Raw genomic sequence first — 25,739 nt, 5'->3', positions numbered from 1 at the left:
ACGGCGCGGTATGCGCTTTTTCGCATGTCCGGAATTGGATGGCGTATGGTTTTGGGCACGGTTGCCCTAAATCCGCTGGCTCTGCCGTTAGCATGTCCGATTCTGGAGAATCGGACAACTAGAACATAGGAGAGGACGCCTGGTCGTCTGATTCTGGAGAATCGGACATGCTAAAGGTGAGGGCTTCCTATGCTCGGTGATTATGAGGTACCAGCCATCCGTCCTACCTCAGCTACTTCAGCGCGCGCCCTGCGGAGCCTAGCTGCTTGCACGCTTCGACTACGCGTTGGGCCATCGCCGTTTCGGCTTCACGCCCCCAAGAGCGCGGATCGTACAGCTTCTTATTGCCGACTTCGCCGTCAATCTTCAAAACCGCATCATAATTACGGAACATATGCCCGGCAATCGCACGCGAGAACGCGTACTGCGTATCCGTGTCGATGTTCATCTTGACCACGCCGTAACTGACCGCTTCTGCAATCTCAGCAGGCGACGATCCGGAACCGCCATGGAATACCAGTGGGAACGGCTTGCCTTCTGGCATATCCGGCAGGGCGCACGACGCGACGTGCGCGGAATCGACGCTTCCCAATCGCCCGTCATGCGCGGCGTTCCACACTTCCGTCTGAATATCGTGCAGTAGACGCGGACGCAACTGCACCACGCCAGGCTTGTATGCGCCATGCACATTGCCGAACGTGAACGCGGCCATGTAGCGGCCATGCTCGCCCAATCCCAGTCGTTCCGCCACGCGCACGCCGTCGGCCGGAGTGGAATACAGTTTTTCGTTGATTTCCGCAGAATGTCCGTCTTCCTCGCCGCCGACCGCACCAATCTCGATTTCGAGCACGGTATGCGCCTTTACCGACTTTTCCAACAGTTCTTCGGCGATGTCGAGGTTTTCTTCGAGTGGTACCGTCGAGCCGTCCCACATGTGCGACTGGAACGTCGGATCTTCGCCGCGGCGCACTTGCTCAGCCTCGTGCGCGAGCAGTGGGCGCACCCATTCGTCCAAGTATTGTTTGGCGCAATGGTCGGTGTGTAGCGCCACGGTAATGTTTGGATATTGTGCGGCCACTTCATGTGCAAACGCGGCAAATGCCAGCGATCCGACTACGCGGTCGTTCACGCTTTGCCCCGAAAAGTAGGCGGATCCGCCTACGGACACCTGAATGATGCCGTCGGATTCCGCTTCGGCAAAGCCCTGCAATGCGGCGTTGAGGGTTTGCGTGCTGGTCACGTTGATCGCGGGATACGCATATCCGCCGCGATGGGCTGCGTCTAGCATTTCGGCATAGCGTTCAGGAGTTGCGATAGTCATGGTTCCATTATGAGGCGGTTTCGTGACAGGAATGTTGTTTCGGAGTCCGAGTGGTGTTGCTAGGGCTGATGGTTGTCGTTGGCTTTGTGTTGTTATCTGTTGCCCTTGTTTGTCCGATTCTGGAGAAACGGACACATGACGGCTGAAAAAAGGGGCTTCTGTGACCGCTGCGGCCCCTCAACAGTAGAGGGCTCAGGGTACGCTGTCTTCGGCGGAATAAGGCGACAGCGTGGAGGTGCGTTATGCCGGGTATCGTGTTGATTGGCGCTCAGTGGGGCGACGAAGGTAAGGGCAAGGCGACCGATCTTATCGGCACCAAGGTTGACTATGTTGCGCGCTTCAATGGCGGCAACAATGCGGGTCATACCGTGGTCGTTGGTGACGAATCGTATGCGCTGCACCTGCTGCCCTCCGGCATCATCAGCCCGACCGCGACTCCGGTTATCGGCAACGGTGTTGTTGTCGATCCTGAAGTGCTTTTCGAAGAGATCGACGGCTTGGAAAGCCGCGGTGTGGACTGCTCCCGACTGCTGGTGAGTGAGGGTGCGCACATTATTGCGCCGTATCATCGTGTGCTTGATAAGGTGACGGAACGTTTCCTCGGTAAGCACAAGATCGGTACCACCGGTCGCGGCATTGGACCTGCGTATGCCGACAAGATTAATCGCGTGGGCATCCGCGTGCATGACCTGTTCAATGCGGAGCATTTGCACGACAAGGTTGAAGCAAGCCTGCATCAGAAGAATCAGATGCTGGTGAAGCTGTACAATCGTCGTCCGATTGATGTGAACGAAACCACGGATGAGCTGCTTCGTCTTGGTGAGCGTCTGAAGCCGTATGTCGCCAACACTTCGCTGGTGCTGAACAAGGCGCTTGACGAGGGCAAGACCGTGCTGTTCGAGGGTGGTCAGGCGACCATGCTTGATGTGGATCATGGTACGTATCCGTTTGTGACTTCGTCGAATCCGACTGCTGGCGGCGCGTGTACTGGCACTGGCGTTGGTCCGACCAAGATCAGCCGTGTGATTGGTGTTTCTAAGGCGTATGTGACTCGCGTTGGCGAGGGTCCGTTCCCGACAGAGCTGTTTGGCGAGGATGGCGATTGGCTGCGTGCGCAGGGTCATGAATATGGCGTGACTACGGGTCGTCCGCGTCGTTGCGGCTGGTTCGATGCGGTGGTGAACCGTTATGCGGCTCAGGTCAACGGTTTGACGGATATTGTGCTCACTAAGCTTGACGTGCTCACCGGTTTGAAGGAGATTCCGCTGTGCGTCGCTTACGATGTGAACGGTGAGCGTCGTGACGATATGCCGACTGATCAGGCTGAATTTGCTGTAGCGAAGCCGATTTACGAGAGTATGCCAGGCTGGTCAGAGGATATTTCTCAGATTCATGATTTCAATGATTTGCCGAAGACCTGCCAAGATTATGTGAAGCGTCTTGAAGAGCTGTCTGGTTGCCGTATTTCTGTGATTGGTACGGGTCCGCAGCGTGACCACATTATTCAGATCAACTCGCTGGTCGACTGATTGATGATCTGATGGGTGACGCCAGATGATGTTGCTGCCCATCAGATGTGTGCCGGTGGGCTTTGCGCCTGCCGGCATTTTTGTTGTCGTACGTGTGCTGTCCAAATTTGTCCGATTCTCCAGAATCGGACGTCCGGAACGTAGGAGAAGTGCAATAGCTGTCCGATTCTCCAGAATCGGACACGCGAGGTATGCAGATAGGAGAACCAAATGCCTCAGTCTCCCTCTATCAACCCGCTGATCCCACGCTTCAACCAGCTGAAGTGGAAAATGGCGGGTGCTGGCGTTCTTGTTGGCCTTGTTTCTGGCCTGCTGGTGGTTCTCTATCGTCTCGGCATCGAACAGGCCACTGCCGCGGCCCGCTGGATATACGCGCAAATCCGTGAAACTCCGTGGCTGCTGGCGCCGTGGTTCGTCGCAGCCGTCGCAGCGTCCGCCCTTATTGCGTGGATGATTGCAAAAGAGCCGATGGCATCTGGCAGCGGCATTCCGCAGACGAATGGTGTGGTGATTTGCGGCTTGCGGATGCGTTGGCAGACGATTTTGCCGGTCCGTTTCGTCGGTGGACTTTTTGGTGCTCTGTTTGGATTGTCGTTGGGCCGTGAGGGCCCGTCGATTCAGATTGGCGCTTCGGGCGCGCAGTTCCTGTCGCATCGGTTGCGTGGTAGGCGTCGTGAGGACGTGCAGGAGCATTATTTGGTGACGGCTGGTGCCGCGGCTGGCTTATCTGCCGCATTCAGCGCTCCGCTTTCCGGCATGATGTTCGCACTGGAGGGGGTGCATCGTAGTTTTTCTCCTGCGATTCTGATGGGTGCGACGGCGGCTTCATTGACTGCCGATTGTGTGTCGAAGTACTGTTTCGGTTTGCGTCCGGTGTTGGATTTCGGTGATATCGGTCAGCTTTCGCTTGACGAATACGTATGGCTGATTCCGTTGGGTTTGATTGCTGGTTTGGTTGGTTCGATGATGAACCGGTCGCTGCTTGGTTTCCAGACGTTATATGGTCGTGTGCCGCTGCGATTCCGTCCTGTTATTGCGATCGCGCTTGCTTTGCCGGTTGGGATTTGGCTGCCTGATGTGCTCGGCGGTGGTTCGAATCTGATCAGCATGGCTGAGCATGCGAGTGCTGGCTTGGGGATGTTGTGCCTACTGTTTGTAGTGAAGGTGCTGTTCACAAGCACGAGTTTCGGATCGGGTTCTCCGGGCGGTATTTTCATGCCGATTCTTGCGGTGGGTGCGCTTGCTGGTGGTATTTGCGGTGAGATGTTGCATCAGTGGGCTGGCCTGTCTTCTGAAGTGGTTGCGATTTTTGCCGTCTGCATGATGACCGGCACGTTGGCTGCGTCGGTGAAGACTCCGATTACGTCGATTCTGCTGTCTGTTGAAATGTCTGGCACGTTGACGCATATGCTGCCAGTTGCTGCCGTTGCTTTTATTGCGTTGCTGGTTTCTGATTTGCTGCGTACGAAGCCGATTTATGGCGAGTTGCTGGAACGCTACATGCGTGCGCAGGGTGAGGATACGAGGATTCCGAGCCAGGTTGGTAGTGGCGTTATGGAATTGCCGCTGGAGATGGGGGCGATTGCGGACGGACAACGTGTGCGCGATGTCGCGTGGCCGTCGGGTTGTTTGATTATTGGCTTACGGCGCGGAGAACGTGAGATTGTGCCTCGTGGCGACACGTTGCTGCGTGCCGGCGACTATTTGGTGGTGCTGTTCAGCGGCGAGGAGGAGCGTGAGGCTCGCCCTGCGATGCGGAGGCTTTGCGACGCTCCGCTCACCTAGCCATGTGTGCACCGTAAGTGTCCGATTCTGCAGAATCGGACAACCGTAGCGTGAAAACTGTGGTTTGGATGTCCGATTCTGGAGAATCAGACATTGAATGTGTCGTAATCCTGCACTGTTTGTCCGTTTCTCCCGAATCGGTCAAGCAAAGTGTGTTTTCCGTATTCTGCTTGTACGATTCTGGTGAATCGGATGTATATGGCATGCAAAGTGGGGGCTGGATGTCCGTTTCTCCCGAATCGGACACTTTGCGTACGCGTGTAGCGTATGCGTGTAGACTCGTATACGTTAGGAAGGTGGCAACTGCGGCCAGCTCGTTGTTGCACGGCCCGTATTGCGGAACGATGTCGTCCGCAAGAGCAGAGGCCAATACAAGGGAGCGCAATGGAATCGCAAAAAAGTGAGCCTGGATTCTCGCCAAATGCGGGTGACGATCCGAATCCTGCTACGGAGTCGATCGACCTGACGGAAGTTACCCGTGTCGGCATTCGACCGTCTGGAGCGGCTGCAGCGCCGAATCCGCCGCAGATTCCACTCGCTCCGATGAAGCGTGTTCAGGCACGGTTCAATCCTTTGGCGGATGGACTGATGTATCTGGTTGTGTTTATCGGCGGCTTTGTTGGCGTTGGTTGCCGCCACGGATTGGATATGTTGCTGCCGTCGGTGAACGGCACGCCTTTTGTTGTCGGCACATTCGTTTCGAATATGCTTGCGTGTTTTCTTTTTGCGATGTTGACCGAATATATGACGACTGCATCGTGGTTGCGTCGTCGGGTTCGACAGGCGGTCAGTCGCGGTGTTGGTTTAGGTTTTCTTGGCGGATTGTCGACGATGTCGGGAGTCATGCTTGAGATGATGGAGGGGCTGCGCGAGCGTCACGTGGCCAGTGCGTTCGGCTATCTTGCAGGAAGTTTTGTCGGTGGTATTGTTGCAGCTTTGGCTGGTGTGCTGGTTATGCGGTGGCTTTTGGCTAAGGGAACGCGAAAACGTGTGCGAGACGCACTTTTTGTGTCCGATTCTCCAGAATCGGACAACCAGAGGACGAAGATACGCGCTCAGATGTCCGATTCTGGAGAATCGGACATTCTGGGTGCGGAAATGGACGCCGGCGGTGTGAAACATGTGAAGGTGGCGGATGCGGCGCATTCCGCGGCCCAGGCGGCGCTTGAGGCTGCACAGATTGCGCAACGTGCGGCACAGCAGGCGTCCCAGGCTGCGCAGTCGCCATCGTTGGCGTCGCAGGCCTCACCGATTCTGACATCGTTGGAATCGCAGACACCGGAATCGCAGACACCGGAATCGCAGACACTGGAAGCGGATACACGTATGCCGGCGTCCACTGTGCATTCCACCGTGCAACTCACAACGCAATCCACAACGTATTCCACGGCGCAATACAGTGTCCAGCCGAGCACTCAGCCAGTCGTCCCATCATCTGCGTCCGCGGATTTGCCGAGCTTCGAGCCGAAACCGGTGACTGCGGAGATCCCGATGGTGCCCGATCCGACCACGGGGGAGGTTCATTGATGATTTGGCTGATTTGCGTGTGCGGTGGCTTGGGCGCCATGGCCCGTTACGTGCTTGACGTGTCGATTCAGCGTAGTTGGAACAACTGGCGCGGTCGGAATCCTAATTTCCCTATATCCACGCTCGTCATCAACGGCATCGCATCCCTGTGCGCAGGCATCGCCATGATGTCGTACTATTCGCAATCGGTTGACATGGACACGACCATGATGTTCATCGTGGGATTCCTTGGCGGATTTTCAACGTTTTCCACTGCGATCAACGAGGTGCTTTCGCTGATCCGCACACGCAAATTCGCGCTGGCGATCGGCTACGGGGTCGCTACCGTGGCAGTGCCGTTGATATGCGTTGCGATCGGTTTCGGTATCGCGATGCTGTCCAATCCCGCGTAATTGCCGTGTTTTTCGTGCATTGTGATATTGCGATTGCGATATCGCAATCAGGTAAGGCGTCGGCTTCGTGCCGACTGCCTGATCTGACTGCCACGCAGGCGCGACGGCGTAGCGCGCACGTAAAGCGCCAGAGTGCGTAAACCGTGAAAACGTCGCAAAGTAAGCGTGGGAATCGCGGGCTTTGCGCCGCTTCTTTCGTTGTACTGTGCTGCCGTTTTCCGTGTTGTGGGCGGCATGCGAAAATCTGTATCGGTGCATATGCCGGTAATCGTCAAATGCAACCCGACAAAAATTCGATAACAAAAAACCAATAAAGTGATATTAAAAAAGAAAAGCATGTGGAAAATCGATATTGAAAATCAAGTAAAAGTGTAACCTCGTCAAACGGCATGCACGCCAAGGTGTCGAACGGGTTCGAGAGTATGTAAAATGGTTGCAATATCTCAAAAAATCGTATCTGCGACGTGCGGAAGTGCGATAAATGCGACGAAAGCTAAATAAAGTGCGAAAGGCAGCGCACGATGAGGAGGGTACGATCATGGTCGGCATGCGCGATGTGGCGAAGAAGGCCGGGGTGTCCCTGAGCACTGTCTCGCTGGTGGTGAACGGCACCGGATACGTATCCAGCGATATGCGCGACCGTGTGCGTAAGGCCATGCAAGCCCTCAATTATGTACCGAACGAGCTTGCGCGCAACCTGTACCACGATCGCACGAATCTGGTCGGCGTCATCGTGCCCACCATCCGCCACCCGTTCTTTGCAACGTTTACCGCACATCTGCAGCATGCGCTCGCCGCGCAAGGACTGCGCACTATGCTGTGCTCCACCGCGGATGAGGCGGACGGCGAAATTCAATATGTCGACATGCTGCGCAGGCACATGATGGACGGCATCGTCATGTGTGCGCACACCTCGCATCCCGGTGATTATTGGACGTCGATTCACCGTCCGATCGTCGCGTTCGACCGCGTGCTTGGAGACGGTATTTCGTCGGTCGGATCCGACCACGAGCAGGGTGGTCGGCTGATTTCGCAGATGCTGATTCGCAGCGGCGCGCGTCATGTGGTGATGATTGGCGGCCCACGAGACCAGTTCTTCGATTTGGCGGCGCGTGGTGAAGTTGGGGAGGGGTCGTTCGATTTAGGAAAGACCACGTTCCCGACGGTGCGCTACTACCTCACGTTGGAGCAGGAATTGACTGCCGCGGGCGTGAAATATGAGTATATCGAGGCTGGTGAGGTGATGGATTTCGCCGGTTATCATCGCGCGGTCGACAAGGCGCTCGACGGGGTGGCGACCGAAGGCGTCGATGCTGTGGTCAGTTCCGATATTGGTGCGGCTTTCTGCGTGCGCGAGGCGTTGGGTCGCGGAATTTCGATTCCAGGTGAGTTGCAGGTCGTCGCCTACGATGGCACATATTTGACTGATTTGGCCGGCATGAAGCTGACTGCGGTCGCGCAGGATTTCTCGGCGATTGCGCAGTCAGCCGCCGCCCATGTGGTGCAGGCGATCGCTAATGAGGAAGCGGCCGCAGCCAACGCCTCGCGCAAGAACAAGCCCAAGCCATTCGAGCCGAACGTGCTTATTCCCATCACGTTGGTGCCAGGCGATACCACGCGTTGATGATGCGCGTCTTCATGCGTGTGCCCGGTGTGTATCGCATCGATTTCAGCGGCGTTCACAACCAGCGGACGCCCGTCGATAGTCGTGCTCATCATCCGACTTGTGCATATGTGTCCGATTCTGCTGAATCGGACGTCTGAGTTCCGAAAAGTGTTCCGTGTGTCCGATTCTGCAGAATCGGACACATTGGAGTCGGACAGGCTAGCTGCATAGAACACCGCATCAAACCGGTTCGACACGCGCATTTCACTGCGCGACTGGACATTGACGTCCCTTTCGAGGTAATATCGAACCGGTTCGATACATACGTGAGTATGCAAATACGTAAACAACAAACAGGCAGATGCGCACGCAAATTGCACCCGCGCCCATGAGCCAAGGGAGGTCCCATGAAAAACAGAGTGCAACTCATCACTTACGCCGATCGTCTCGGCGATGGCACTCTTAGCTCGATGACCGACATCCTGCGCACCCGCTTCGACGGCGTGTATGACGGCGTGCATATCCTGCCGTTCTTCACTCCATTCGATGGCGCGGATGCAGGCTTCGATCCGATCGACCATACCAAGGTGGATCCGCGCCTCGGCAGCTGGGATGACGTTGCCGAACTTTCCAAGACCCACGACGTCATGGTCGACGCCATCGTCAACCACATGAGCTGGGAATCCAAGCAGTTCCAAGACGTGCTTGAAAAGGGTGAGGAATCCGAGTATTACCCGATGTTCCTGACCATGAGCTCCGTCTTTCCGGACGGCGCAACCGAAGAGGATCTGGCCGGCATCTACCGTCCGCGCCCGGGCCTGCCGTTCACCCACTACAAGTTCGCCGGCAAGACCCGCCTGGTCTGGGTCAGCTTCACTCCGCAGCAGGTTGATATTGACACCGATTCCGACAAGGGTTGGGAATATCTGATGTCGATTTTCGATCAGATGGCTGCATCTCACGTCAGCTACATTCGTCTCGACGCCGTCGGCTACGGCGCTAAGGAAGCTGGCACGAGCTGCTTCATGACTCCGAAGACGTTCAAGCTCATCTCCCGCCTGCGTGAAGAGGGTGTCAAGCGCGGCTTGGAAATCCTCATCGAAGTGCATTCCTACTACAAGAAGCAGGTTGAGATTGCATCGAAGGTCGATCGCGTCTACGATTTCGCGCTTCCGCCGCTGTTGCTGCATTCGTTGAATACCGGTCACGTTGAGCCGGTCGCGCATTGGACCGACATCCGTCCGAACAATGCCGTCACCGTACTCGATACGCATGATGGCATCGGAGTGATCGATATTGGTTCCGACCAGTTGGATCGTTCGCTCAAGGGGCTCGTGCCGGATGAGGACGTTGACAATCTCGTCAACACCATTCACGCCAACACGCACGGCGAATCGCAGGCCGCTACCGGCGCTGCCGCGTCCAATCTTGATCTGTATCAGGTCAACAGCACCTACTATTCGGCGCTAGGATGCAACGACCAGCACTACATCGCAGCCCGCGCGGTGCAGTTCTTCCTGCCAGGCGTTCCGCAGGTCTACTATGTTGGCGCGCTTGCCGGCAAGAACGACATGGAGTTGCTGCGCAAGACCAATAATGGCCGCGATATCAATCGCCATTACTATTCCACTGCTGAGATCGACGAGAATCTGCAGCGTCCGGTAGTGAAGGCGTTGAATGCGCTCGCTAAGTTCCGCAATGAGCTTGATGCATTCGACGGCACCTTTTCGTACAGCGCCGACGGTGACACGTCCATCAGCTTCACATGGAAGGGCACGACCACTCAGGCTACGCTCACGTTTGAGCCGGGCCGTGGTCTTGGTGTGGAGAACACCGCGTCCGTCGCCACGCTCGAATGGCGTGATGCCGCCGGTGAGCACCGCACGGACGATCTGATCGCCAATCCGCCGGTCGCGGCCTGACCGCGCATAAATCCATAAATCTGTAATCGTCCTTCCTGTCACCTCTCCTTCAGGAAGGACGATTCGCATTTTCGTTTTTCCGAGAAATCGTCTTATCGGGAAAACAATTTTCCCGGGAATCAGCTGAAATCCAAGCAAAAGCGGGTAAGGTGAGCGTATGCCAAAGATGTCAAAGCTCTTCGATCAAGACAACATGTTTTTCACCATCATGGGCGTGCTGTTTGATACGCAATATCAAGCAGTCGCTGCTGCCATGGCTTGTGTTCCTGTTGACGGCGGTTGTGCTGGTGATTGAGGGGAGTCACGTTGCCGCAATACTGCTGCGCATGGATATACAACTGGATTTGCCGTCGCATGTTTCTGCTGCCTGACAGGACGTATTGATATGGTTGATTCCGCCGAAAGAATCGCTCGAATGCACTGTTGCAGTGCGTCCGGGCGATTTTCATATGTACTGAATATTCGTGTGACATTTCGAAACGAGCAACGAAATAGAAGCAAGAACGAGAAGCGACAATATAAAACAAGAAAAACAGGAATAGAAACAAGAGATGACTGAAGACAATCAACATAATGCAGATGAGCAGCAGCCTCCAATGCGGCCGCAGCCGCTGCCGGGTCAGGTGTTCGTGCGCCCCGGCATCGATGACCGTCCCGATTACGAAAAAACGCTGACCGAAGAGACCAAAGCGGCCCTGAAGCGCTTGGCCGTACAGCAGAATCCGCGCGTGCCCGAGGCCTCCAACGAACGCCCGGAAGTGCAGCAGACCCGCATCAACACGGAAGGTGGCTCCCCCCTGACCGCGTTTGCTCATCTTGACGCGGCCGTGCCGAACCTCGAATCGTCGTTCCTCGACCTGCGCGACCCGATGACCGCGCCCGACGGCACCACGCCCACCAAACCGCAGGTGCATCGCCTCACCGTCGGCTTCGCGCTTGGCGCGCTGCTGTTCACCGCGCCGATGGCCGCGCTCAACTCCGTGCTCATTCCGCAGACCATCAGCCGTCTTTCCGGCACCAACCGCGTTACCGATCTGGCGCTGCTCAGCATCGTCGGCACGCTGCTGACGTTTCTGATGAATGCGTGGATTTCCGTCGGATCCGACCATTCGTACTGCCCGCTGGGCCGCCGTACCCCGTGGATCATCGCCGGCACGGTGCTGACTGCCACGTCGGTGGCGATTCTTTCCGCATGCGATTTCATGCCGTTGGTCATCGTGTTCTGGCTGTTCGCGCTGATCGGATATGCGATGGTGTCGATGCCGCTGGCAGCAGCTTTCGGTGAGCGCGTGCCCGACAAGTTCCGTGATCGTGCGGACGCGTGGCGTGGCGTTGGTCAGGCGTTCGGCCAGGTGTTCGGCATTATCGCGGCCGTTTCGCTTACGTGGGCCGCTGACGATTCCGGTTGGGATGGCACCACGCGTTTCGCCATGATGGTGTTTGCGTTGTGCCTGGTGGTGGCTGGTGTGGCTACATTGCTGGTGTTGCCGTTTGAGGGTTCCAGCAGCTATTTGCCTCGGGAGGATGTGAAGAAGGGCGATTATTTTTCGCAGTATCGCCCGCCGAAGGGCGCTCCGAAGTTCTTCATTGCGTTTGCCGCGCGCATGTTTGCCATCGCAGCCACTTCCGGCATTGCGATTTACCAGTGGTATCTTGCGCAGGATGGCTTGGGTGATGTTTCGCAGGTCGCCATGTTTGGTTTGTCCGGAGCGGCTGCGGTTATGTCGGTGATGGCCGTTGCCGCATTCGTCGGATCGCTGTTGGCTGCGCTTCTGCTTGGTCGTATCGCCCGCGCTTTCAAGGATTCCCGTATTCCCGCGATTGCCGCCTGCCTGTTGTTTGTGGTTGCTGTAGTATTTCCGTTGACGCCGATCGATAGAGCGATGGCAGTCGCGTTGTATGCGCTGTTTGCAGGTTTCGCGTATGTGGTGTACGACGGCGTGAGCCAAGGGTTGAATCTTGCGACGTTGCCGGATGTGCGTTCCGTTGGTCGTTCGTTGGCCGCGTTCAGTTTGGCGAATACGTTCGGTTCGTTGATTGGCGCTGTCGTTTGCGCGATTGCGATTGCGGTGACTGGCGAATATCTGCTGATTTTCGCTGTTGCCGCCGGTTGCATGGCTGTTGCGGGCGTGCTGACGTTGCTGCTGAAATGATTTGGATGATCTGAGATAATCCGAAAAACGAATATCAAATTCAAAATTGCGCGTCCACATAGTGAACCTTTAGTAGAAAGGGTATGTGGACGCGCTTATCTTTACGGCTTAGTTCGAGCGGATCGCCCGCCGAATACAAGACTTTGCGAAAGGAGGTTCGCCACGATGAACGGAATGGTTGCACGCGCATTGCTGTCCGCACGAATTATTATTCCGCTTTCGTTGGCGGACTGATTCGAGCAATGCAGCTTCAATCCCTCGCCAACGGAGGCAGGGTTTGAGGCGCGCAAAACACACACGTTGATGGCCCTGCATACTGCGGGGCCTTTTTGTTGCCGCCCACAAGGCGTAAGGCAACGAAATGAAGACTGCAACAAGAGAACAGAAGAAGACGTTATCGGCGCATGCTGGGAGCCGGTAGCACATGACAGACGTAACAGGAGTAATCCAATGAGTGCAGTCGAAGCAGCCGCTGGTAAAGCGCAGGCAATGGTGCGCGATTCGGTGAAAACCGTGATCGCCGCTTCCATGGTCGGCACCGCCATCGAGTTCTACGACTTTTACGCATACGGCACCGCCGCTGCGAACTATTTCCCGAAGGTGTTCTTCGGAGACACCACCAATCCGACCGTCGCGCTGCTAGCCAGCCTGCTGACCTTCGCCATCGCGTTCATCGCACGTCCGCTCGGATCCTTGGTGTTCGGCCATTTCGGCGACCGCATGGGCCGCAAGACCACACTGGTGGTTTCGCTGTTGACCATGGGTGTCGCCACGTTCCTGATCGGCTGCCTGCCAACCTACAACCAGTGGGGCATTGTGGCTGTCGCCGCGCTGTGCCTGTGCCGTTTCGTGCAGGGCATCGGTTTGGGCGGCGAATGGTCGGGTGCCGCTTTGGTAGCCACCGAGAACGCTCCGGAAGACAAGCGTGCGCTGTATGGCTCCTTCCCGGAATTGGGCGCCCCGATCGGTTTCTTCCTGTCGAACGGCACCTACTTCCTGTTGGAAACGTTCAACGATAACGATGCGATGCTGGCATGGGGTTGGCGTGTGCCGTTCCTGCTGTCCGCAGTGCTGGTGATCGTCGGTCTTGTGGTGCGCGTGCAGATGGAGGAGACTCCGATCTTCCGCATGGCCCAGGAACAGAAGAAGGTCGTCAAGTCCCCGCTGACCGAAGTGTTCAAGAAGAGCTGGAAGGAAGTCATCCAAGCCACGTTCTTGGTGGCCGTCACCTACACGCTGTTCTACACGCTGGCAACCTGGTCCCTCGCTTGGGGCACCAAGACTATCGAACAGGGCGGCGGTAATCTTGGTTTCACCAATCGTGAATACCTGCTCATGCTGATGCTCGCCATCTGCGTGTTCGCCGCGTTCATTGTCATTTCCTGCGTGAACGCCGATAAATTTGGCCGCAAGCGCGTGATCGTCATCTCGTCCTGCTGCCTCGTGGCATTCGCGCTGCTCTTCCCGTTCCTGCTTGATCCGTCGGTCGTCGGCCAGCGTAACTTCGCCGCCAACCTGCTGTTCCTGTGCATCGGCTTCGCGTTGATGGGCACCGCATTCGGTCCGATCGGCGCGTTCCTGCCGGAGCTGTTCGACGCCAACGTGCGTTATTCCGGCTCCGGCATCGGCTACAACCTGGCCGCCATCGTCGGCGCGGCATTCGTGCCGACCATCGCCACTTGGCTGTCCCACCACTGGGGTGTGCACTCCGTCGGTCTGTACCTCGGCGTGATGGCCGTGTGCTGCCTTGTTGCGGTGCTGAGCTGCAAGGAAACCAAGGACGTCGATTTCGCCAAGTGATGTCCGTGAGGGCTTCGGGCGGTGCTCGGGTGGAATCGCCCGAAGCCCTCACAAAAAGCGTTTGACGCAAAACATAACCACTATGTGAACGTCAGCAACCAATATAAAGAAAACGGGACTAGAACAGTTCCGCAGGAGAGGCGGTGTGATTCCTCGGACACAATCCGGGGGGAGTAACATCCTAGGAATCACAAGCCGTTGCAACAACCGAACAAGTAACAGAAATCGAAAGATTTTTCGGGAAAAGTACGATCCCGAAGCGATAGAAAAAATAAAAGGAGCGCCAATCATGGCAGCAACTATCTGGTACGAAAAGGACGCCGATCTGTCTGTGTTCGAAGGCAAGAAGGTGGCCATCCTCGGTTACGGTTCCCAGGGTCACGCTCATGCGCTGAACCTGCGCGATTCCGGTGTGGACGTCGTCGTTGGTCTGCGTCCGACCTCCAAGTCCGTGGATTACGCCAAGGAGCAGGGCCTGGAAGTCAAGCCGGTCGGCGAGGCCGTTGCCGAAGCCGACGTGGTCATGATCCTGCTGCCTGACCAGTACCAGGCCAAGGTGTACAAGGAAGAGGTTGAGCCGAACCTGAAGCCGGGTGCTGCTCTGGCTTTCGCCCACGGTTTCAACATCCACTACGGCTACATCAAGCCGTCCGAGGACCACCCGATCTTCATGGTCGCTCCGAAGGGCCCGGGCCACATCGTTCGTCGTGAGTATGCAGCCGGCCGTGGTGTTCCGGTCGTCGTGGCCGTGGAGCAGGATCCGGATGGCAAGACCTGGCCGCTGTGCCTGGCTTACGCCAAGGCTCTGGGCGCTCTGCGTGCAGGCGCCATCAAGACCACCTTCACCGAGGAGACCGAGACCGATCTGTTCGGCGAGCAGGACGTGCTCATGGGTGGCATCAACCACTTGTGCGACTTGGGCTTCGACGTGCTGACCGAGGCTGGCTACCAGCCGGAGATCGCCTACTTCGAAGTGTTCCACGAGCTGAAGATGCTGGTTGATCTGGCCAACGAAGGCGGCCTGAACAAGGCTCGCTGGTCCTGCTCTGACACCGCCCAGTACGGCGATTACACCTCCACCGTCATCACCGAAGAGACCAAGAAGCGCATGCAGTACCAGCTCAAGCGCATTCAGGATGGCTCCTTCGCCAAGGAGTTCATGGATGATCAGGCCGCTGGCGCTCCGAAGTTCAAGGAGCTGCAGGAAGAGTACAGCCACCCGCACCTGGAGACCGTTGGCCCGAAGCTGCGTGCCATGTTCTCCTGGAACAACCAGGTGGACGCCGATGCCGATATGGCCGAGTCCTTCAACGGCAAGATCGCCCGTACCCAGGTTCAGTGATTTCGCCTGATTTCGAGCTGAGAGCCGGAATCTGAAGTATTAAGACCGTCGCCCGATTCGTTCGGACGGCGGTCTTTTGCGTTGTGTTGGCTCCTTTTGCCGCGCTGACAGGTGTTCGGCGCGATGAATCGGGTTTTTCGTGTATGGGGGTATGATTTCTTCTGGTTTCTGTCGATTCGGTACCCCCCTTTCCTGTGTTGGCTGGTGATTGGTGGTGAGGATCGCATTTTTTCGAGTACGGGGTTATTCGTTGGAACCGTGGTTCTGGAATCTCGGAACCTTGAAACCTCAAAACCGTGAAATCCTCTGAAAATAGAGGAAGACCGACACCCACAAACGGGCGACGGCCTTCCATTGGTAATTGAGGCTTGCGATCCGGTCCATCGGGACCAATTGACCGGATTCCGATGGACCGAGGCCGCTTGATCGGAATCCCGATCAAGCGAAGCCCTAAGTCACTCAGCCGCGGGCGATCTTGCCGGTGAAGGTGGCCATGTCGGCGTCATCATCCTTGCCGTTGTTCCAGGAGAACATGGCGCGCAGCTTCGGGCCGACGGTCTCGATGCGGACGTTGCCGTACTCTTCCTGCAGGGCCTTGAACTTCGGAGCGCCAGCGTCCTGATCCTCGATGAACTCCTTGGCGAAGGAGCCGTCCTGGATGCGCTGCAGGTGGTACTGCATGCGCTCACGTACGTGCTCATCGATGCAGGTATTGGTGTAGTCGCCATACTGGGCGGTGTCGGAGCAGGACCAGCGGGCCTTGTTCAGACCACCCTCGTTCATGAGGTCGACGAGCATCTTCAACTCGTGGCAGACCTCGAAGTAGGCGATTTCAGGCTGGTAACCGGCATCGGTGAGGACTTCGAATCCCATTTCAACGAGCTTGTTCACGCCGCCCATGAGCACGTTCTGCTCGCCGAACAGATCGGTCTCGGTCTCTTCGGTGAAAGTGGTCTTGATGGCACCTGCGCGCAGGGCGCCCAGAGCCTTGGCGTAAGCCAGGGTGATGTCCCAAGCGTCGCCGCGCGGATCCTGTTCGACAGCCACGACGACCGGGACGCCACGGCCGTTGGCGTACTCACGACGCACGATGTGGCCCGGGCCCTTCGGGGCGACCATGAAGACCGGGTGGTCCTCGGTCGGCTTGATGTAGCCGTAGTGGATGTTGAAGCCATGAGCGAAGGCGACAGCAGCTCCCGGCTTGATGTTCGGCTCAATATCGTTGGCCCAGATGGTGCGCTGATACTGATCCGGAGCCAGAATCATGATGATGTCGGCTTCAGCGGCGGCTTCCGGAACGGACTTGACTTCCAGACCCTGCTCCTTGGCGTGCTCGACAGACTTGGAGGTCGGGCGCAGGCCGACGACGACGTCGACGCCGGAATCGCGCAGGTTCAGCGCATGGGCGTGGCCCTGGGAACCGTAACCGATGATGGCAACCTTCTTGCCTTCGAGGACCGAGAGATCGCCGTCGTTCTCATACCAGATTTGTGCAGCCATTGTACTTGGCACTCCTTTTTGTGTAGTGGGGTGAACGCTTGGAAAGCGTTCGGGTTTCTACCATTCGCAGATGAAATTCGTGGTTTCGTGCATGGATTTTGTCCTGCAAACTGCGGTCTATCCTACCGGAGGCGGTGCCTTGACACGTATCCAGTCCACAAAGTGAGCCGCGAAACCGTAAAAAATCCACTGCTCACTGGATGATGGATTCGCGTATCCTCGGCCGGGAATGGCATAGGATAGGCATGTCGTAATTTCTAGTAGGAAGAGATGCCATGGTTGCTGCGACTGGTCCCGCGCCGGGATCTGAACTGACTGCGGAAGCCGATGAGGTCGAGGAACGTAGCTCGGCCGGTGTGTTGCATGTGGCGGCGATTTTCGCCTCGCATATGGTATTGCAGCGCAACAAGCCCAACGCCGTGTTCGGTGCGTTGGATGCCGATTGCGCAGGTATGGAAGTCGTCGCGCAGATTCGCGATTTCGACGGGTCGATGGTCGCGCAGGCCCACGCGTACGCTTCGAAGGATCTCAAGGACGGTCTTTCGCCGTGGCGCGTGATGCTTCCCGCGCAGCCGGAGGGCGGTCCGTACACGCTCCGCGTCACCGCGGGCAACGATTTCCTCGAATTCGAGGACGTGCTGATCGGCGAGGTGTGGCTTGCCGGCGGCCAAAGCAATATGGAACTTGAGCTGCGCAACAGCGAGAACGCCGAAGCGGCCCTTGAGAATTGCGCCGATCCGCTGCTGCGTTTCTACAACGTGCCGAAAACCGGCGTCATCAACCGCAATGCGGAGAACGCGGCGAGCTGGCAGGAATCATCGCCGGAAAACAGCGGTGTGATGAGCGCCGTCGCCTATTATTTCGCGCACAAGCTGCGCTCCGAACTCGACCCCGATCTGCCGATCGGCATCGTGGACTGCTATATCGGCGGCACGTCGATCACGTGCTGGATGAGCGAGGACGCGTTGAATTCCAGCGAGGCAGGACGTGGCTATCTCACCCGGTACGAGCGTGCGATCGCCGGCAAGACGCAGGAGCAGTTCAAGCTGGAAACCGACGAATGGCAGACGAGATTCGATGCTTGGAACGCGAATATCGCGGCCGCCAAGGAGGCCGATCCCGACGTGACGTGGGATACGCTGAACGAACAGTACGGCGCATGCCCGTGGCCGCCGCCGGTCACGCCGACGTCGCAGTACCGTCCGACCGGACCGTTCCGCGCCATGCTGGAACGCATCGCGCCATACTCGCTGGCTGGTTTCCTGTGGTACCAAGGCGAGGAGGACGAACCGTATTGTGGGTCCTACCGTGAGCTGCTGGGCATGCTGATCGGCGAGTGGCGCGCCATCTGGAGCGAGAACCTGCCGTTCCTCATCGTGCAGCTTCCGCAATGGATCGACAAGAAGGTGGACGAGACCGAAGGCGATCCGATGCTGTGGCCGGTGCTGCGCGAGGCCCAATGGGACGCGGCGCAGTCCATCGACAACGTGTACGTCATCTGCACCATCGATTGTGGCGAGTACGACAACATCCATCCCGTCGACAAGCGCACTCCGGGCGAACGGCTCGCCGATTGCGCGTTGAGGCAGGTTTACGGCATGTCCCGCATTCCCGTGTACGGGCCGACGGTGTTGGGCTTCCGTTGCGATCCGAACGGCCGCGTACGGCTGTTCTTCCGTTACGCGCACGGCCTGCATTTCGACGGCACCACGCCCGGCAGCAGGAATCAGGGCTCCGATGCGGAGCCGCCTTCGCTGGTGCGTTCGCCGGAGAGCTCCGGTTTCGAGCTTGCGGGCGCGGACGGCGTGTTCCATCCGGTCACCGCGGCGATTTTCGTGGATTGCGATATCGACGACCTCGTCAATTCCAAGGTGAACGTGGTCGATTACAACGCCACCGAATTCGGCATTCCCGTCAACAGCCGCAGCATCGGCACGATCACGCTGGCATGTCCGGATGTGCCGGAACCGATGTCGATGCGGTACGCATGGTGCAGCTGGGGGCCGGCTCCGCTGTTCAACAGCGATGGATTGCCCGCCCAGCCGTTCCGGCTTGATCTGACGGATCACACGGCGTCGAATGACGACGGTGAGTGATGCCGTGGCGTGACGCCACCAGGTGATGATAACCGAGTGACGATATGGAAAACCGGCCGTCCCTTCGATTCGAGGGGCGGCCGGTTTCGCTATGGGGTTGTTGTGGTTGTTGGAGTCGTTCCGAGGCCGCTATGAGGGCCGCCTCGAGGTCACTTCCACAGATCGGGGCCGAAGGACTCCAGATACGCGGTCAGCTCGTCGGCCATTTCCTGCTGTTCCGCCACGCGCGGATGGCCGGGTGTGGCCGCCGCGTTGCGCGAGTACAGGAAGTGCTGTACGCGGTCGTCGCCTTCGTCGTTGACCGTATGGCACACCTCGTCGATCGCGCGATCCCAGGACGGGTCGTGGATGAGCACGGTGGTGGCGAGCACGATCAGCGCATGCGGATATTTTCCGCGCAGCGCGTGCACGAAATCGACGTACCGGGCCCGCCAATGCGTGGCTTCCTCGCCGTCATAGTCGTCCGCCATGAAATCGCGGGGATGCGCATCGTTCTGACCCAGCGCGACCACGACGACATGCGGCGTGTATTGCGCGAAATCCCAAGGGGACGTGCCGCCCAGCTGCGTGTTGTAGACGGATTTGTCCCAGATGCTTTCCATGCCGATGTAGTCCGGCGCGTGGAACCAGCCGATGCCGTCCAGCAGGGTCGTGCCGCCCTGCGAGACCAAGTGCGCCTGCGCGCCGAGATTGCGTGCGGTGATGGCGGCGTACGAATACCAAGCGTTGCTGTACGGGCTCAGATCCACCTCCGGATCGGCCTGTCCCACGTAGCAGGCCGCTTCGCAGCGCTCGCCGCACGTTACGGAATCGCCGTACACTTCGATGCGGCGCTCCGGCAGCGGCGTCGCCGTCGGCATGAGCTTCGCTCTCTCGTCCAGCAGAATGCCATACACGTCAAAACGATTGTTGCCTTCGTCCTGCCGTTTGAAGATCGTCACTTCATGTTCGATGTTCGGCAGATCGGCGGCGATTGCCACGTCGACCGGATGGCGCGGTCCGTCGTCCTGCTGTCCGGTCGGTTCCACGCGGCTTGGATAGCCGTTTTCCATGCTGATGCCGTCATGCGCGCCGTCGATGGGCACGCGCGCCTTGACCTGCATGCCGTCGATGATGGCGCCGAGATACGCGTCGCCGTACCCCCAATGGTTGACGAGGCGCACGCCGATGCTGGTGCCGGTGCAACGGAACGATACCTGCGTGTAGGGGAACGCCCAGGTCTGATGGTCGGCGGGGGTGCGGTCGATGCGCCCCATGAACCGAAGGTCCGGATTGGTGATTGGAATGAATCGCGATGCTTGGGTGGTGGTGTTCATGGCCCTTCCTTGGAACGAATCGATGGTGTCTCCCGCTCCGCGGAACGGGGCGTGTCGTTTGCAAACAGTCTATGACATCGGTTAACCTCCTCAATATCTTAACCGCTTCAGTAAAGGACACGCAATGACGCTAACTTTTCCACAAGATTTCACATTCGGCACGGCCACAGCGGCCTATCAGATCGAAGGCGCGGTGACCGAGGATGGCCGTTGCCCCTCCATCTGGGACACCTTCAGCCATACGCCGGGAGCCACCCTCGCCGGCGACACCGGCGATGTGGCCACCGATTCCTACCATCGTTGGCGCGAGGACCTCGCGCTGCTCAAGGACCTCGGCGTGGACGCCTACCGCTTCTCGATCGCCGTGCCCCGCATCATATCGACGCCTGATGGCGTGCCCAACGAAAAAGGCCTCGACTTCTACGAAGGCGTCGTGGACGCCCTGCTGGAGGCCGGCATCAAGCCGGTCGTGACGCTGTACCACTGGGATTTGCCGCAATACCTCGGCGACGAGGGCGGCTGGCTGAACCGCAGAACCGCCTATGCGCTCGCCGACTACGCGGGTATCGTGGCCAAGCGCCTCGGCGACCGCGTCGACACCTGGACCACGCTGAACGAGCCGTGGTGTTCGTCCTACCTGAGCTACGGAGCCAAGGAGCACGCGCCGGGCCTGGGCCTCGGCCCCGGCGCCTTCCCGGCGGTCCACCACCTGAATCTGGCGCATGGTCTGATGACGCAGGCCGTCCGCGCCGAAGTGGGGGACAAGGCCAAGTGTTCGGTCACGTTGAATCTGCAGTTCAACCGTGGCGACGCCGACGCCTGCCATCGCCTCGACCTGATCTCCAACCGCGCTTTCCTCGACCCGATGCTGCGCGGCCGTTACCCGGACGAACTGTTCTCCATCACCAAGGGCATCTGCGACTGGGACTTCATCCAGTCCGGAGACCTCGAGCTCATCCACCAGCCGATCGACGTGTTGGGCATCAACTACTATTCCACCAACCGGGTGGCCATGTCCGACCGTCCGCAGTTCCCGCAAAGCACCGAGGCGTCCACCGCCCCTGGAGCGTCCGACGTGGACTGGCTGCCCACCGAGGGCCCGCACACCGACATGGGCTGGAACATCGATCCGGACGGCCTGCATGACCTGCTGGTGCGCGTGCACGACAACTATCCGGAGGTCGATCTGGTGGTCACCGAGAACGGCATGGCCTGCAAGGACCAGCTGACGGTGAACGAGGACGGCACGAAATCGGTGCATGATCCGGACCGCATCGACTATCTCAAGCGTCATTTCGCCGCGGCGAAGCGCGCCATCGACGAAGGCGTGCCGCTGACCGGCTATTTCGTGTGGTCGCTGCTTGACAATTTCGAATGGTATTTCGGCTATGCCAAGCGATTCGGCATCACATACGTCGACTACGCCACGCAGGAGCGCATCCCGAAGGACAGCTTCATGTGGTACCGCGATTTCCTGGCTTCCCGCAAGGGCTGAGCGTCCGGCGATCGCCGTCGCGCGTTGTTCCATGAACGGCGTGCCGCGTCCATTCATGGCGTGGCACGCCGTTTTCGTTGCGATTCCGCCGTTTTTCGCTGCTGCAGGATTTTGCATACGTATGCTTAAGCGCTTAACGACACTCCGGTAAAAAAATTTACATTAACCCTCTTAACGTGAACGGTCGCGGGTTGTGGGGGATGGACATCAAACCGCTTCGATGTATTGAAACGATTGGTGTTTTCTGTATTTGAAGCGGGTTGACCATAGGGTTGCGACGGCACTGCGGCTGTGCGGCGAGGGCGCGGAGCGCAACTTAAGCGCTTGACAAACTTAAGGGGTTCATTTATGGTATAACTACCAGTTCATCAAAGGCAGGCATAGAGGCCTGAGATGAAAAGGCATCACCAATGGAGCATCGGTGCCGAGACTCCGGAAGTGATGGACAAGGATTCACAAGGAAGGATCGGAAGATGAATCTCAAGAAGATCGTCGCAGCCGGCATCGCGGCTGTCTGCGCGGTGAGCATGGCGGCCTGCGGTGGCAGCGGCAGTGGCTCCTCCAAGGTCACCGACATACAGTACAAGGACATCAAGCTTGGTCAGACCGGCAAGGACATCAAGGCCAATCTGAAGCTGTTCAGCCATCGTACCGATATGCTCAAGAACGACTATCCGGGAACGACCTGGAAGCAGTACATCGCCGAATTCAACAAGACCTATCCAAACATCAAGGTCACCGTCGAAGCCAACAGCGACTATGCCAACAGCGCCATGACCCGTCTGCAGGGCGGTGACTGGGGCGACATCATGATGATTCCGGCGGTCGACAGGGCCGAACTGCAGAACTACTTCATCTCCTACGGCTCCCTCGGAGACATGAACAAGGAGATCAAGTACGCTGTCAACCAGTCCTACCAGAAGAAGGTCTACGGCGTGGCTTCGGTCGGCAACGCCTCCGGCATCGTCTACAACAAGAGGATCTTCAAGGAGGCCGGCATCGACAAGCTGCCGACCACCCCGAAGGAATTCATCTCCGACCTGAAGGCCATCAAGGAGAAGACCAAGGCCACTCCGCTGTACACCAACTACGCGGCTGGTTGGACCATGGGCGCCTGGGACGCGTACATCGGCGGCACGGCCACCGGCGATCCCAACTACATGAACAACGTCTTCACCCACACCAAGAACCCGTTCAAGGATCCGGGTGACGGCACCCACGCCTACAACGTCTACAAGATCCTGTATGACGCCGTGGCCGATGGCCTGACCGAGGACGATTACTCCACCACCGATTGGGAAACTTCCAAGAACAAGCTGAACAGCGGCGACATCGCCACCATGGTGCTCGGCTCCTGGGCGGTCTCCCAGATCCAGTCCGCAGGCGACAACGCCAAGGACGTCGGCTACATGCCGTTCCCGATCTCCGTCAAGGGCAAGCAGTACGCCACCTCCGCTTCTGACTACGCGTACGGCATCAACAAGAACTCCTCCACCACCAACCAGGAAGCGGCCATGATCTTCGTCAAGTGGCTGACCGAGAAGTCCAACTACGCCTACAACGAAGGCGGCGTCTCGATCGCGGCCGACGACGACAAGCTGCCGGACCTCTACTCCGACTTCAAGAACGTCAAGCTCATCGCCGACGAACCGGCTCCTGACGGCGAGGAGGATCTGTTCAACGACCTCAACTCCGATTCCGAACTCAACATCAACAGCGGCGGCGACTCCCGTGTCCAGAGCATCGTCGAGCACGCGGCCAACAAAGACGAGTCCTACAACGACCTCGTCAAGGAGTGGAACCAGAAGTGGAACGACGCCCTTGATTCCGAAGGCGTCGACACCAAGTGATTCCGGAACGCCAGGCGTGACGGCGTGAAGTCGCGCATCCATCACTGAGGACTTCGGCTCGTTCTCGGCGGAACCAAGCCGAAGTCCTCTTCCATCGCAATTTTTCGTTAGGCAGAGAAGCAACCCAAAGAGGGGGATATCATGACTGCAGCAGCAGTGGAACCGACCGAGAAGGCCGAGATTCCATTCAACAAGCAGCCCCGAGATTGGCGTAAGGCGGGCGTCATCGTCGCCTTTTCCGCGATTCCGGTCGCACTGCTCGTAATCTTCACTTACTGGCCGTTCGGATCCATGATCGGCTACTCGTTCTACAAGATGAAGTACATCGGCCCGCGCCAATTCGTCGGCCTCCAGAACTACATCGACGTCTTCACCCGTCCCGACACGCTTTCCTCCCTGAAGCTGAGCCTCTACTACATGGTCGGCGCGCTGATCCAGGTGGCGCTGGCGCTGTATCTGTCCACCATGCTGGCGTTCAAGGTCCGTGGCGGCAGCGCGTTCAAGGCCATCTACTTCTTCCCGTATCTGATCAACGGCATCGCGGTCGGCTTCATCTTCAAGTTCTTCTACACCCGCGGATACGTGTTCGACACCGTGCTCCAATGGTGCGGATTCCAACTCGACAACCTGCCATACTGGCTGAAAGACCAAAGCGTTAACAACTGGTCTCTGGTGGGCGCCTCCGTCTGGCGTTATCTCGGCCAGAACGTGATCCTGTTCATCGGCGCCATGATGTCGATCGATTCGACGCTGTACGAGGCGGCCGAAATCGACGGCGCCAACAAGTGGCAGCAGTTCAAGCACATCATCCTGCCGGGCATCAAGACCATCCTGGTGCTGAACGTCATCCTTTCGATCACCGGCTCGCTGTCCGCCTTCGAAGGCCCGTACGTCATCACCTCCGGCGCCAACGGCACCGCCACCTACTTCGTGCGCATGGACCGTCTCGCCCACACCAGCCAGAAGGTCGGCTTGGCATCCGCCATGGCAATCGTCCTGCTGATCATCATCCTCATCTGCGCGCTGTTGCAGAACCTGTTCTTCAAGTACGTGTTCAAGGATGCCGATGACGGCGTGGAGAAGGCAAGGAAGCAGGCGGCCAAGATCGAGCGCCAGCGCGCCCGCATGGCCAGGAAGAACGCTTCGGTCTTCAAGAACGGACCGAGCAACAAGGAAAAGGCGGTGGCATGATGACTGACGCAGTCGCACTCGCTAAGGAACGTTCCGCAGCCAAGACCGCGGGCTTCTGGTACAAGTTCAAGATCGGGGTGGCCGTATTCCTCAAGTATTTCTCTCTGATCTTCGTCGCTTTCATGATGCTGCTGCCGCTGGTCAGCTGCTTCGTGACCGCAGCCAAGACGGACAAGGAATACCAGAGCACGTCCGTCATGGACATGCCGAAGAACTGGTTCAACTTCGACAACTACGTGCAGGCGTTCGTCACGTCGAACATGGCGGTCGCCTTCCGCAACTCCATCATCGTGGTGGTGGTGGTCCTGGTGGTCACCACGATCATCGGCACCATGCTGGCCTACGTGCTGAGCCGCTTCCAGTTCCCCGGCAACGGCCTGATTCGTGGCATGTTCGCCCTTGCGGCACTGCTTCCGGGCATCGCCATGCAAGTCGCGCTGTACAAGATGATGGTCAACTTCCACGCCGTCAACACGATGTGGGGCTACATTGTGATGATGTGCGGCACCGACGTGATCTCCATCTACGTGTTCATCCAGTTCTTCGAGAACATCTCGACCTCCCTGGATGAGGCCGCCATCATGGACGGCGCCTCCTACTTCACCGTCTACTACAAGATCCTGCTGCCGCTGCTGAAGCCGGCGATCGTGACCTGCGCCATCCTGAAGGGCGTCGGTGTGTACAACGAGTACTACGCCGCCAACCTTTACCTGCAGGACGCGAATCTGAAGACCATCGCCATCGCGCTGTACTCCTTCACCGGCCCGATGGGCAGCAAGTACAACCTGATCTGCGCCGGCGTGATCATCACGCTGCTGCCGATGCTGATCCTGTTCCTGATCTTCCAGAAGCAGATCTACAGCGGCATCGCAGCCGGCTCCGTGAAGGAATAAAAAACGTAACCTCCAACTTCC

Annotated in this window: 18 protein-coding genes; 15 read left to right on the top strand and 3 right to left on the bottom strand. The window is 58.1% G+C overall.

Annotated features, from left to right (window positions below):
• Positions 1–232 precede the first annotated feature (232 nt).
• The gene (fbaA, locus tag CE153_RS07105; protein WP_099595690.1) at positions 233–1,321 is read right to left on the bottom strand and encodes a class II fructose-bisphosphate aldolase; all 1,089 of its coding nucleotides are present in this window, start codon (positions 1,319–1,321) and stop codon (positions 233–235) included.
• 242 nt (positions 1,322–1,563) lie between these two features.
• Between fbaA and CE153_RS07100 the strand changes: the two genes are divergently transcribed.
• The 10 genes from CE153_RS07100 (at position 1,564) to ilvC (CE153_RS07060) (ending at position 15,377) form a co-directional block, all read left to right on the top strand.
• Positions 1,564–2,850, top strand: coding sequence for an adenylosuccinate synthase (locus tag CE153_RS07100; protein ID WP_099595689.1), 1,287 nt, complete (start codon positions 1,564–1,566; stop codon positions 2,848–2,850).
• 210 nt (positions 2,851–3,060) lie between these two features.
• On the top strand, positions 3,061–4,635 hold the full coding sequence (locus CE153_RS07095; protein ID WP_099595688.1) for a ClC family H(+)/Cl(-) exchange transporter: 1,575 nt from the start codon (positions 3,061–3,063) through the stop codon (positions 4,633–4,635).
• 384 nt (positions 4,636–5,019) lie between these two features.
• Positions 5,020–6,162 carry a fluoride efflux transporter FluC gene (locus CE153_RS07090; protein ID WP_099595687.1) on the top strand — a complete coding sequence of 381 codons (1,143 nt, stop codon included), beginning with the start codon at positions 5,020–5,022 and terminating at the stop codon, positions 6,160–6,162.
• Positions 6,162–6,554, top strand: coding sequence for a fluoride efflux transporter FluC (locus CE153_RS07085; protein ID WP_099595686.1), 393 nt, complete (start codon positions 6,162–6,164; stop codon positions 6,552–6,554). Before CE153_RS07090 ends, CE153_RS07085 begins: the two co-directional genes overlap by 1 nt.
• Positions 6,555–7,092: 538 nt before the next feature.
• Positions 7,093–8,178 carry a LacI family DNA-binding transcriptional regulator gene (locus CE153_RS07080; RefSeq protein WP_099595685.1) on the top strand — a complete coding sequence of 362 codons (1,086 nt, stop codon included), beginning with the start codon at positions 7,093–7,095 and terminating at the stop codon, positions 8,176–8,178.
• 389 nt (positions 8,179–8,567) lie between these two features.
• Positions 8,568–10,082: a sucrose phosphorylase gene (gtfA, locus tag CE153_RS07075; RefSeq protein WP_099595684.1), complete on the top strand. Its 1,515-nt coding sequence runs from the start codon at positions 8,568–8,570 to the stop codon at positions 10,080–10,082.
• A gap of 157 nt (positions 10,083–10,239) precedes the next feature.
• On the top strand, positions 10,240–10,377 hold the full coding sequence (locus tag CE153_RS08880; RefSeq protein WP_180753450.1) for a hypothetical protein: 138 nt from the start codon (positions 10,240–10,242) through the stop codon (positions 10,375–10,377).
• Positions 10,378–10,633: 256 nt separating this feature from the next.
• Positions 10,634–12,235: an MFS transporter gene (locus tag CE153_RS07070; protein ID WP_099595683.1), complete on the top strand. Its 1,602-nt coding sequence runs from the start codon at positions 10,634–10,636 to the stop codon at positions 12,233–12,235.
• Positions 12,236–12,685: 450 nt separating this feature from the next.
• Positions 12,686–14,035 carry an MFS transporter gene (locus tag CE153_RS07065; protein WP_099595682.1) on the top strand — a complete coding sequence of 450 codons (1,350 nt, stop codon included), beginning with the start codon at positions 12,686–12,688 and terminating at the stop codon, positions 14,033–14,035.
• A 289-nt stretch (positions 14,036–14,324) separates the two neighbouring features.
• Positions 14,325–15,377 (top strand): ketol-acid reductoisomerase, encoded by a 1,053-nt coding sequence (ilvC, locus tag CE153_RS07060; RefSeq protein ID WP_099595681.1) that lies wholly within the window; start codon positions 14,325–14,327, stop codon positions 15,375–15,377.
• A gap of 459 nt (positions 15,378–15,836) precedes the next feature.
• Here the strand turns inward: ilvC (CE153_RS07060) and ilvC (CE153_RS07055) are convergent, their stop codons facing one another.
• A complete protein-coding gene (gene ilvC / locus CE153_RS07055) occupies positions 15,837–16,877 on the bottom strand; it encodes a ketol-acid reductoisomerase (protein WP_099595680.1) in 1,041 nt (346 codons plus the stop codon).
• 275 nt (positions 16,878–17,152) lie between these two features.
• Here ilvC (CE153_RS07055) and CE153_RS07050 point away from each other — a divergent pair, with 275 nt between their 5' ends.
• Positions 17,153–18,973 (top strand): sialate O-acetylesterase, encoded by a 1,821-nt coding sequence (locus CE153_RS07050; protein ID WP_099595679.1) that lies wholly within the window; start codon positions 17,153–17,155, stop codon positions 18,971–18,973.
• Positions 18,974–19,122: 149 nt separating this feature from the next.
• Here the strand turns inward: CE153_RS07050 and CE153_RS07045 are convergent, their stop codons facing one another.
• The gene (locus CE153_RS07045; RefSeq protein WP_099595678.1) at positions 19,123–20,289 is read right to left on the bottom strand and encodes a GDSL-type esterase/lipase family protein; all 1,167 of its coding nucleotides are present in this window, start codon (positions 20,287–20,289) and stop codon (positions 19,123–19,125) included.
• A gap of 124 nt (positions 20,290–20,413) precedes the next feature.
• On the opposite strand from CE153_RS07045, the gene CE153_RS07040 reads away from it, so the two are divergent.
• The 4 genes from CE153_RS07040 to CE153_RS07025 all read left to right on the top strand — a co-directional run bounded on the left by CE153_RS07040 (position 20,414) and on the right by CE153_RS07025 (position 25,718).
• Positions 20,414–21,784, top strand: coding sequence for a GH1 family beta-glucosidase (locus CE153_RS07040; RefSeq protein ID WP_099595677.1), 1,371 nt, complete (start codon positions 20,414–20,416; stop codon positions 21,782–21,784).
• A gap of 473 nt (positions 21,785–22,257) precedes the next feature.
• Positions 22,258–23,634 (top strand): ABC transporter substrate-binding protein, encoded by a 1,377-nt coding sequence (locus CE153_RS07035; protein ID WP_099595676.1) that lies wholly within the window; start codon positions 22,258–22,260, stop codon positions 23,632–23,634.
• A 141-nt stretch (positions 23,635–23,775) separates the two neighbouring features.
• Complete coding sequence (locus CE153_RS07030) at positions 23,776–24,825, top strand: carbohydrate ABC transporter permease (RefSeq protein WP_051871986.1); 1,050 nt, start codon at positions 23,776–23,778, stop codon at positions 24,823–24,825.
• Positions 24,825–25,718, top strand: coding sequence for a carbohydrate ABC transporter permease (locus CE153_RS07025; RefSeq protein ID WP_099595742.1), 894 nt, complete (start codon positions 24,825–24,827; stop codon positions 25,716–25,718). Before CE153_RS07030 ends, CE153_RS07025 begins: the two co-directional genes overlap by 1 nt.
• The last annotated feature ends 21 nt before the right edge of the window (positions 25,719–25,739 follow it).

The sequence above is a fragment of the Bifidobacterium sp. N4G05 genome, assembly GCF_002742445.1.
Classification (GTDB): Bacteria; Actinomycetota; Actinomycetes; order Actinomycetales; family Bifidobacteriaceae; genus Bifidobacterium; species Bifidobacterium hominis.
The sequence above is the reverse complement of the archived record's forward strand: the minus strand, read 5'-3'. Positions and strand labels throughout refer to the sequence as shown.

Excerpts from the sequence above, each read along its gene's own strand:
- CE153_RS07070 (WP_099595683.1), top strand. The coding sequence starts at position 10,634 with ATGACTGAAGACAATCAACATAATGCAGATGAGCAGCAGCCTCCAATG.
- gtfA (WP_099595684.1), top strand. The coding sequence starts at position 8,568 with ATGAAAAACAGAGTGCAACTCATCACTTACGCCGATCGTCTCGGCGAT.
- ilvC (WP_099595681.1), top strand. The coding sequence starts at position 14,325 with ATGGCAGCAACTATCTGGTACGAAAAGGACGCCGATCTGTCTGTGTTC.
- CE153_RS07030 (WP_051871986.1), top strand. The coding sequence starts at position 23,776 with ATGACTGCAGCAGCAGTGGAACCGACCGAGAAGGCCGAGATTCCATTC.
- CE153_RS07025 (WP_099595742.1), top strand. The coding sequence starts at position 24,825 with ATGACTGACGCAGTCGCACTCGCTAAGGAACGTTCCGCAGCCAAGACC.
- CE153_RS07050 (WP_099595679.1), top strand. The coding sequence starts at position 17,153 with ATGGTTGCTGCGACTGGTCCCGCGCCGGGATCTGAACTGACTGCGGAA.
- CE153_RS07040 (WP_099595677.1), top strand. The coding sequence starts at position 20,414 with ATGACGCTAACTTTTCCACAAGATTTCACATTCGGCACGGCCACAGCG.
- fbaA (WP_099595690.1), bottom strand. The coding sequence starts at position 1,321 with ATGACTATCGCAACTCCTGAACGCTATGCCGAAATGCTAGACGCAGCC.
- CE153_RS07080 (WP_099595685.1), top strand. The coding sequence starts at position 7,093 with ATGGTCGGCATGCGCGATGTGGCGAAGAAGGCCGGGGTGTCCCTGAGC.
- CE153_RS07100 (WP_099595689.1), top strand. The coding sequence starts at position 1,564 with ATGCCGGGTATCGTGTTGATTGGCGCTCAGTGGGGCGACGAAGGTAAG.
- CE153_RS07090 (WP_099595687.1), top strand. The coding sequence starts at position 5,020 with ATGGAATCGCAAAAAAGTGAGCCTGGATTCTCGCCAAATGCGGGTGAC.
- CE153_RS07065 (WP_099595682.1), top strand. The coding sequence starts at position 12,686 with ATGAGTGCAGTCGAAGCAGCCGCTGGTAAAGCGCAGGCAATGGTGCGC.
- CE153_RS07095 (WP_099595688.1), top strand. The coding sequence starts at position 3,061 with ATGCCTCAGTCTCCCTCTATCAACCCGCTGATCCCACGCTTCAACCAG.
- CE153_RS07035 (WP_099595676.1), top strand. The coding sequence starts at position 22,258 with ATGAATCTCAAGAAGATCGTCGCAGCCGGCATCGCGGCTGTCTGCGCG.
- CE153_RS08880 (WP_180753450.1), top strand. The coding sequence starts at position 10,240 with ATGCCAAAGATGTCAAAGCTCTTCGATCAAGACAACATGTTTTTCACC.
- CE153_RS07085 (WP_099595686.1), top strand. The coding sequence starts at position 6,162 with ATGATTTGGCTGATTTGCGTGTGCGGTGGCTTGGGCGCCATGGCCCGT.
- ilvC (WP_099595680.1), bottom strand. The coding sequence starts at position 16,877 with ATGGCTGCACAAATCTGGTATGAGAACGACGGCGATCTCTCGGTCCTC.
- CE153_RS07045 (WP_099595678.1), bottom strand. The coding sequence starts at position 20,289 with ATGAACACCACCACCCAAGCATCGCGATTCATTCCAATCACCAATCCG.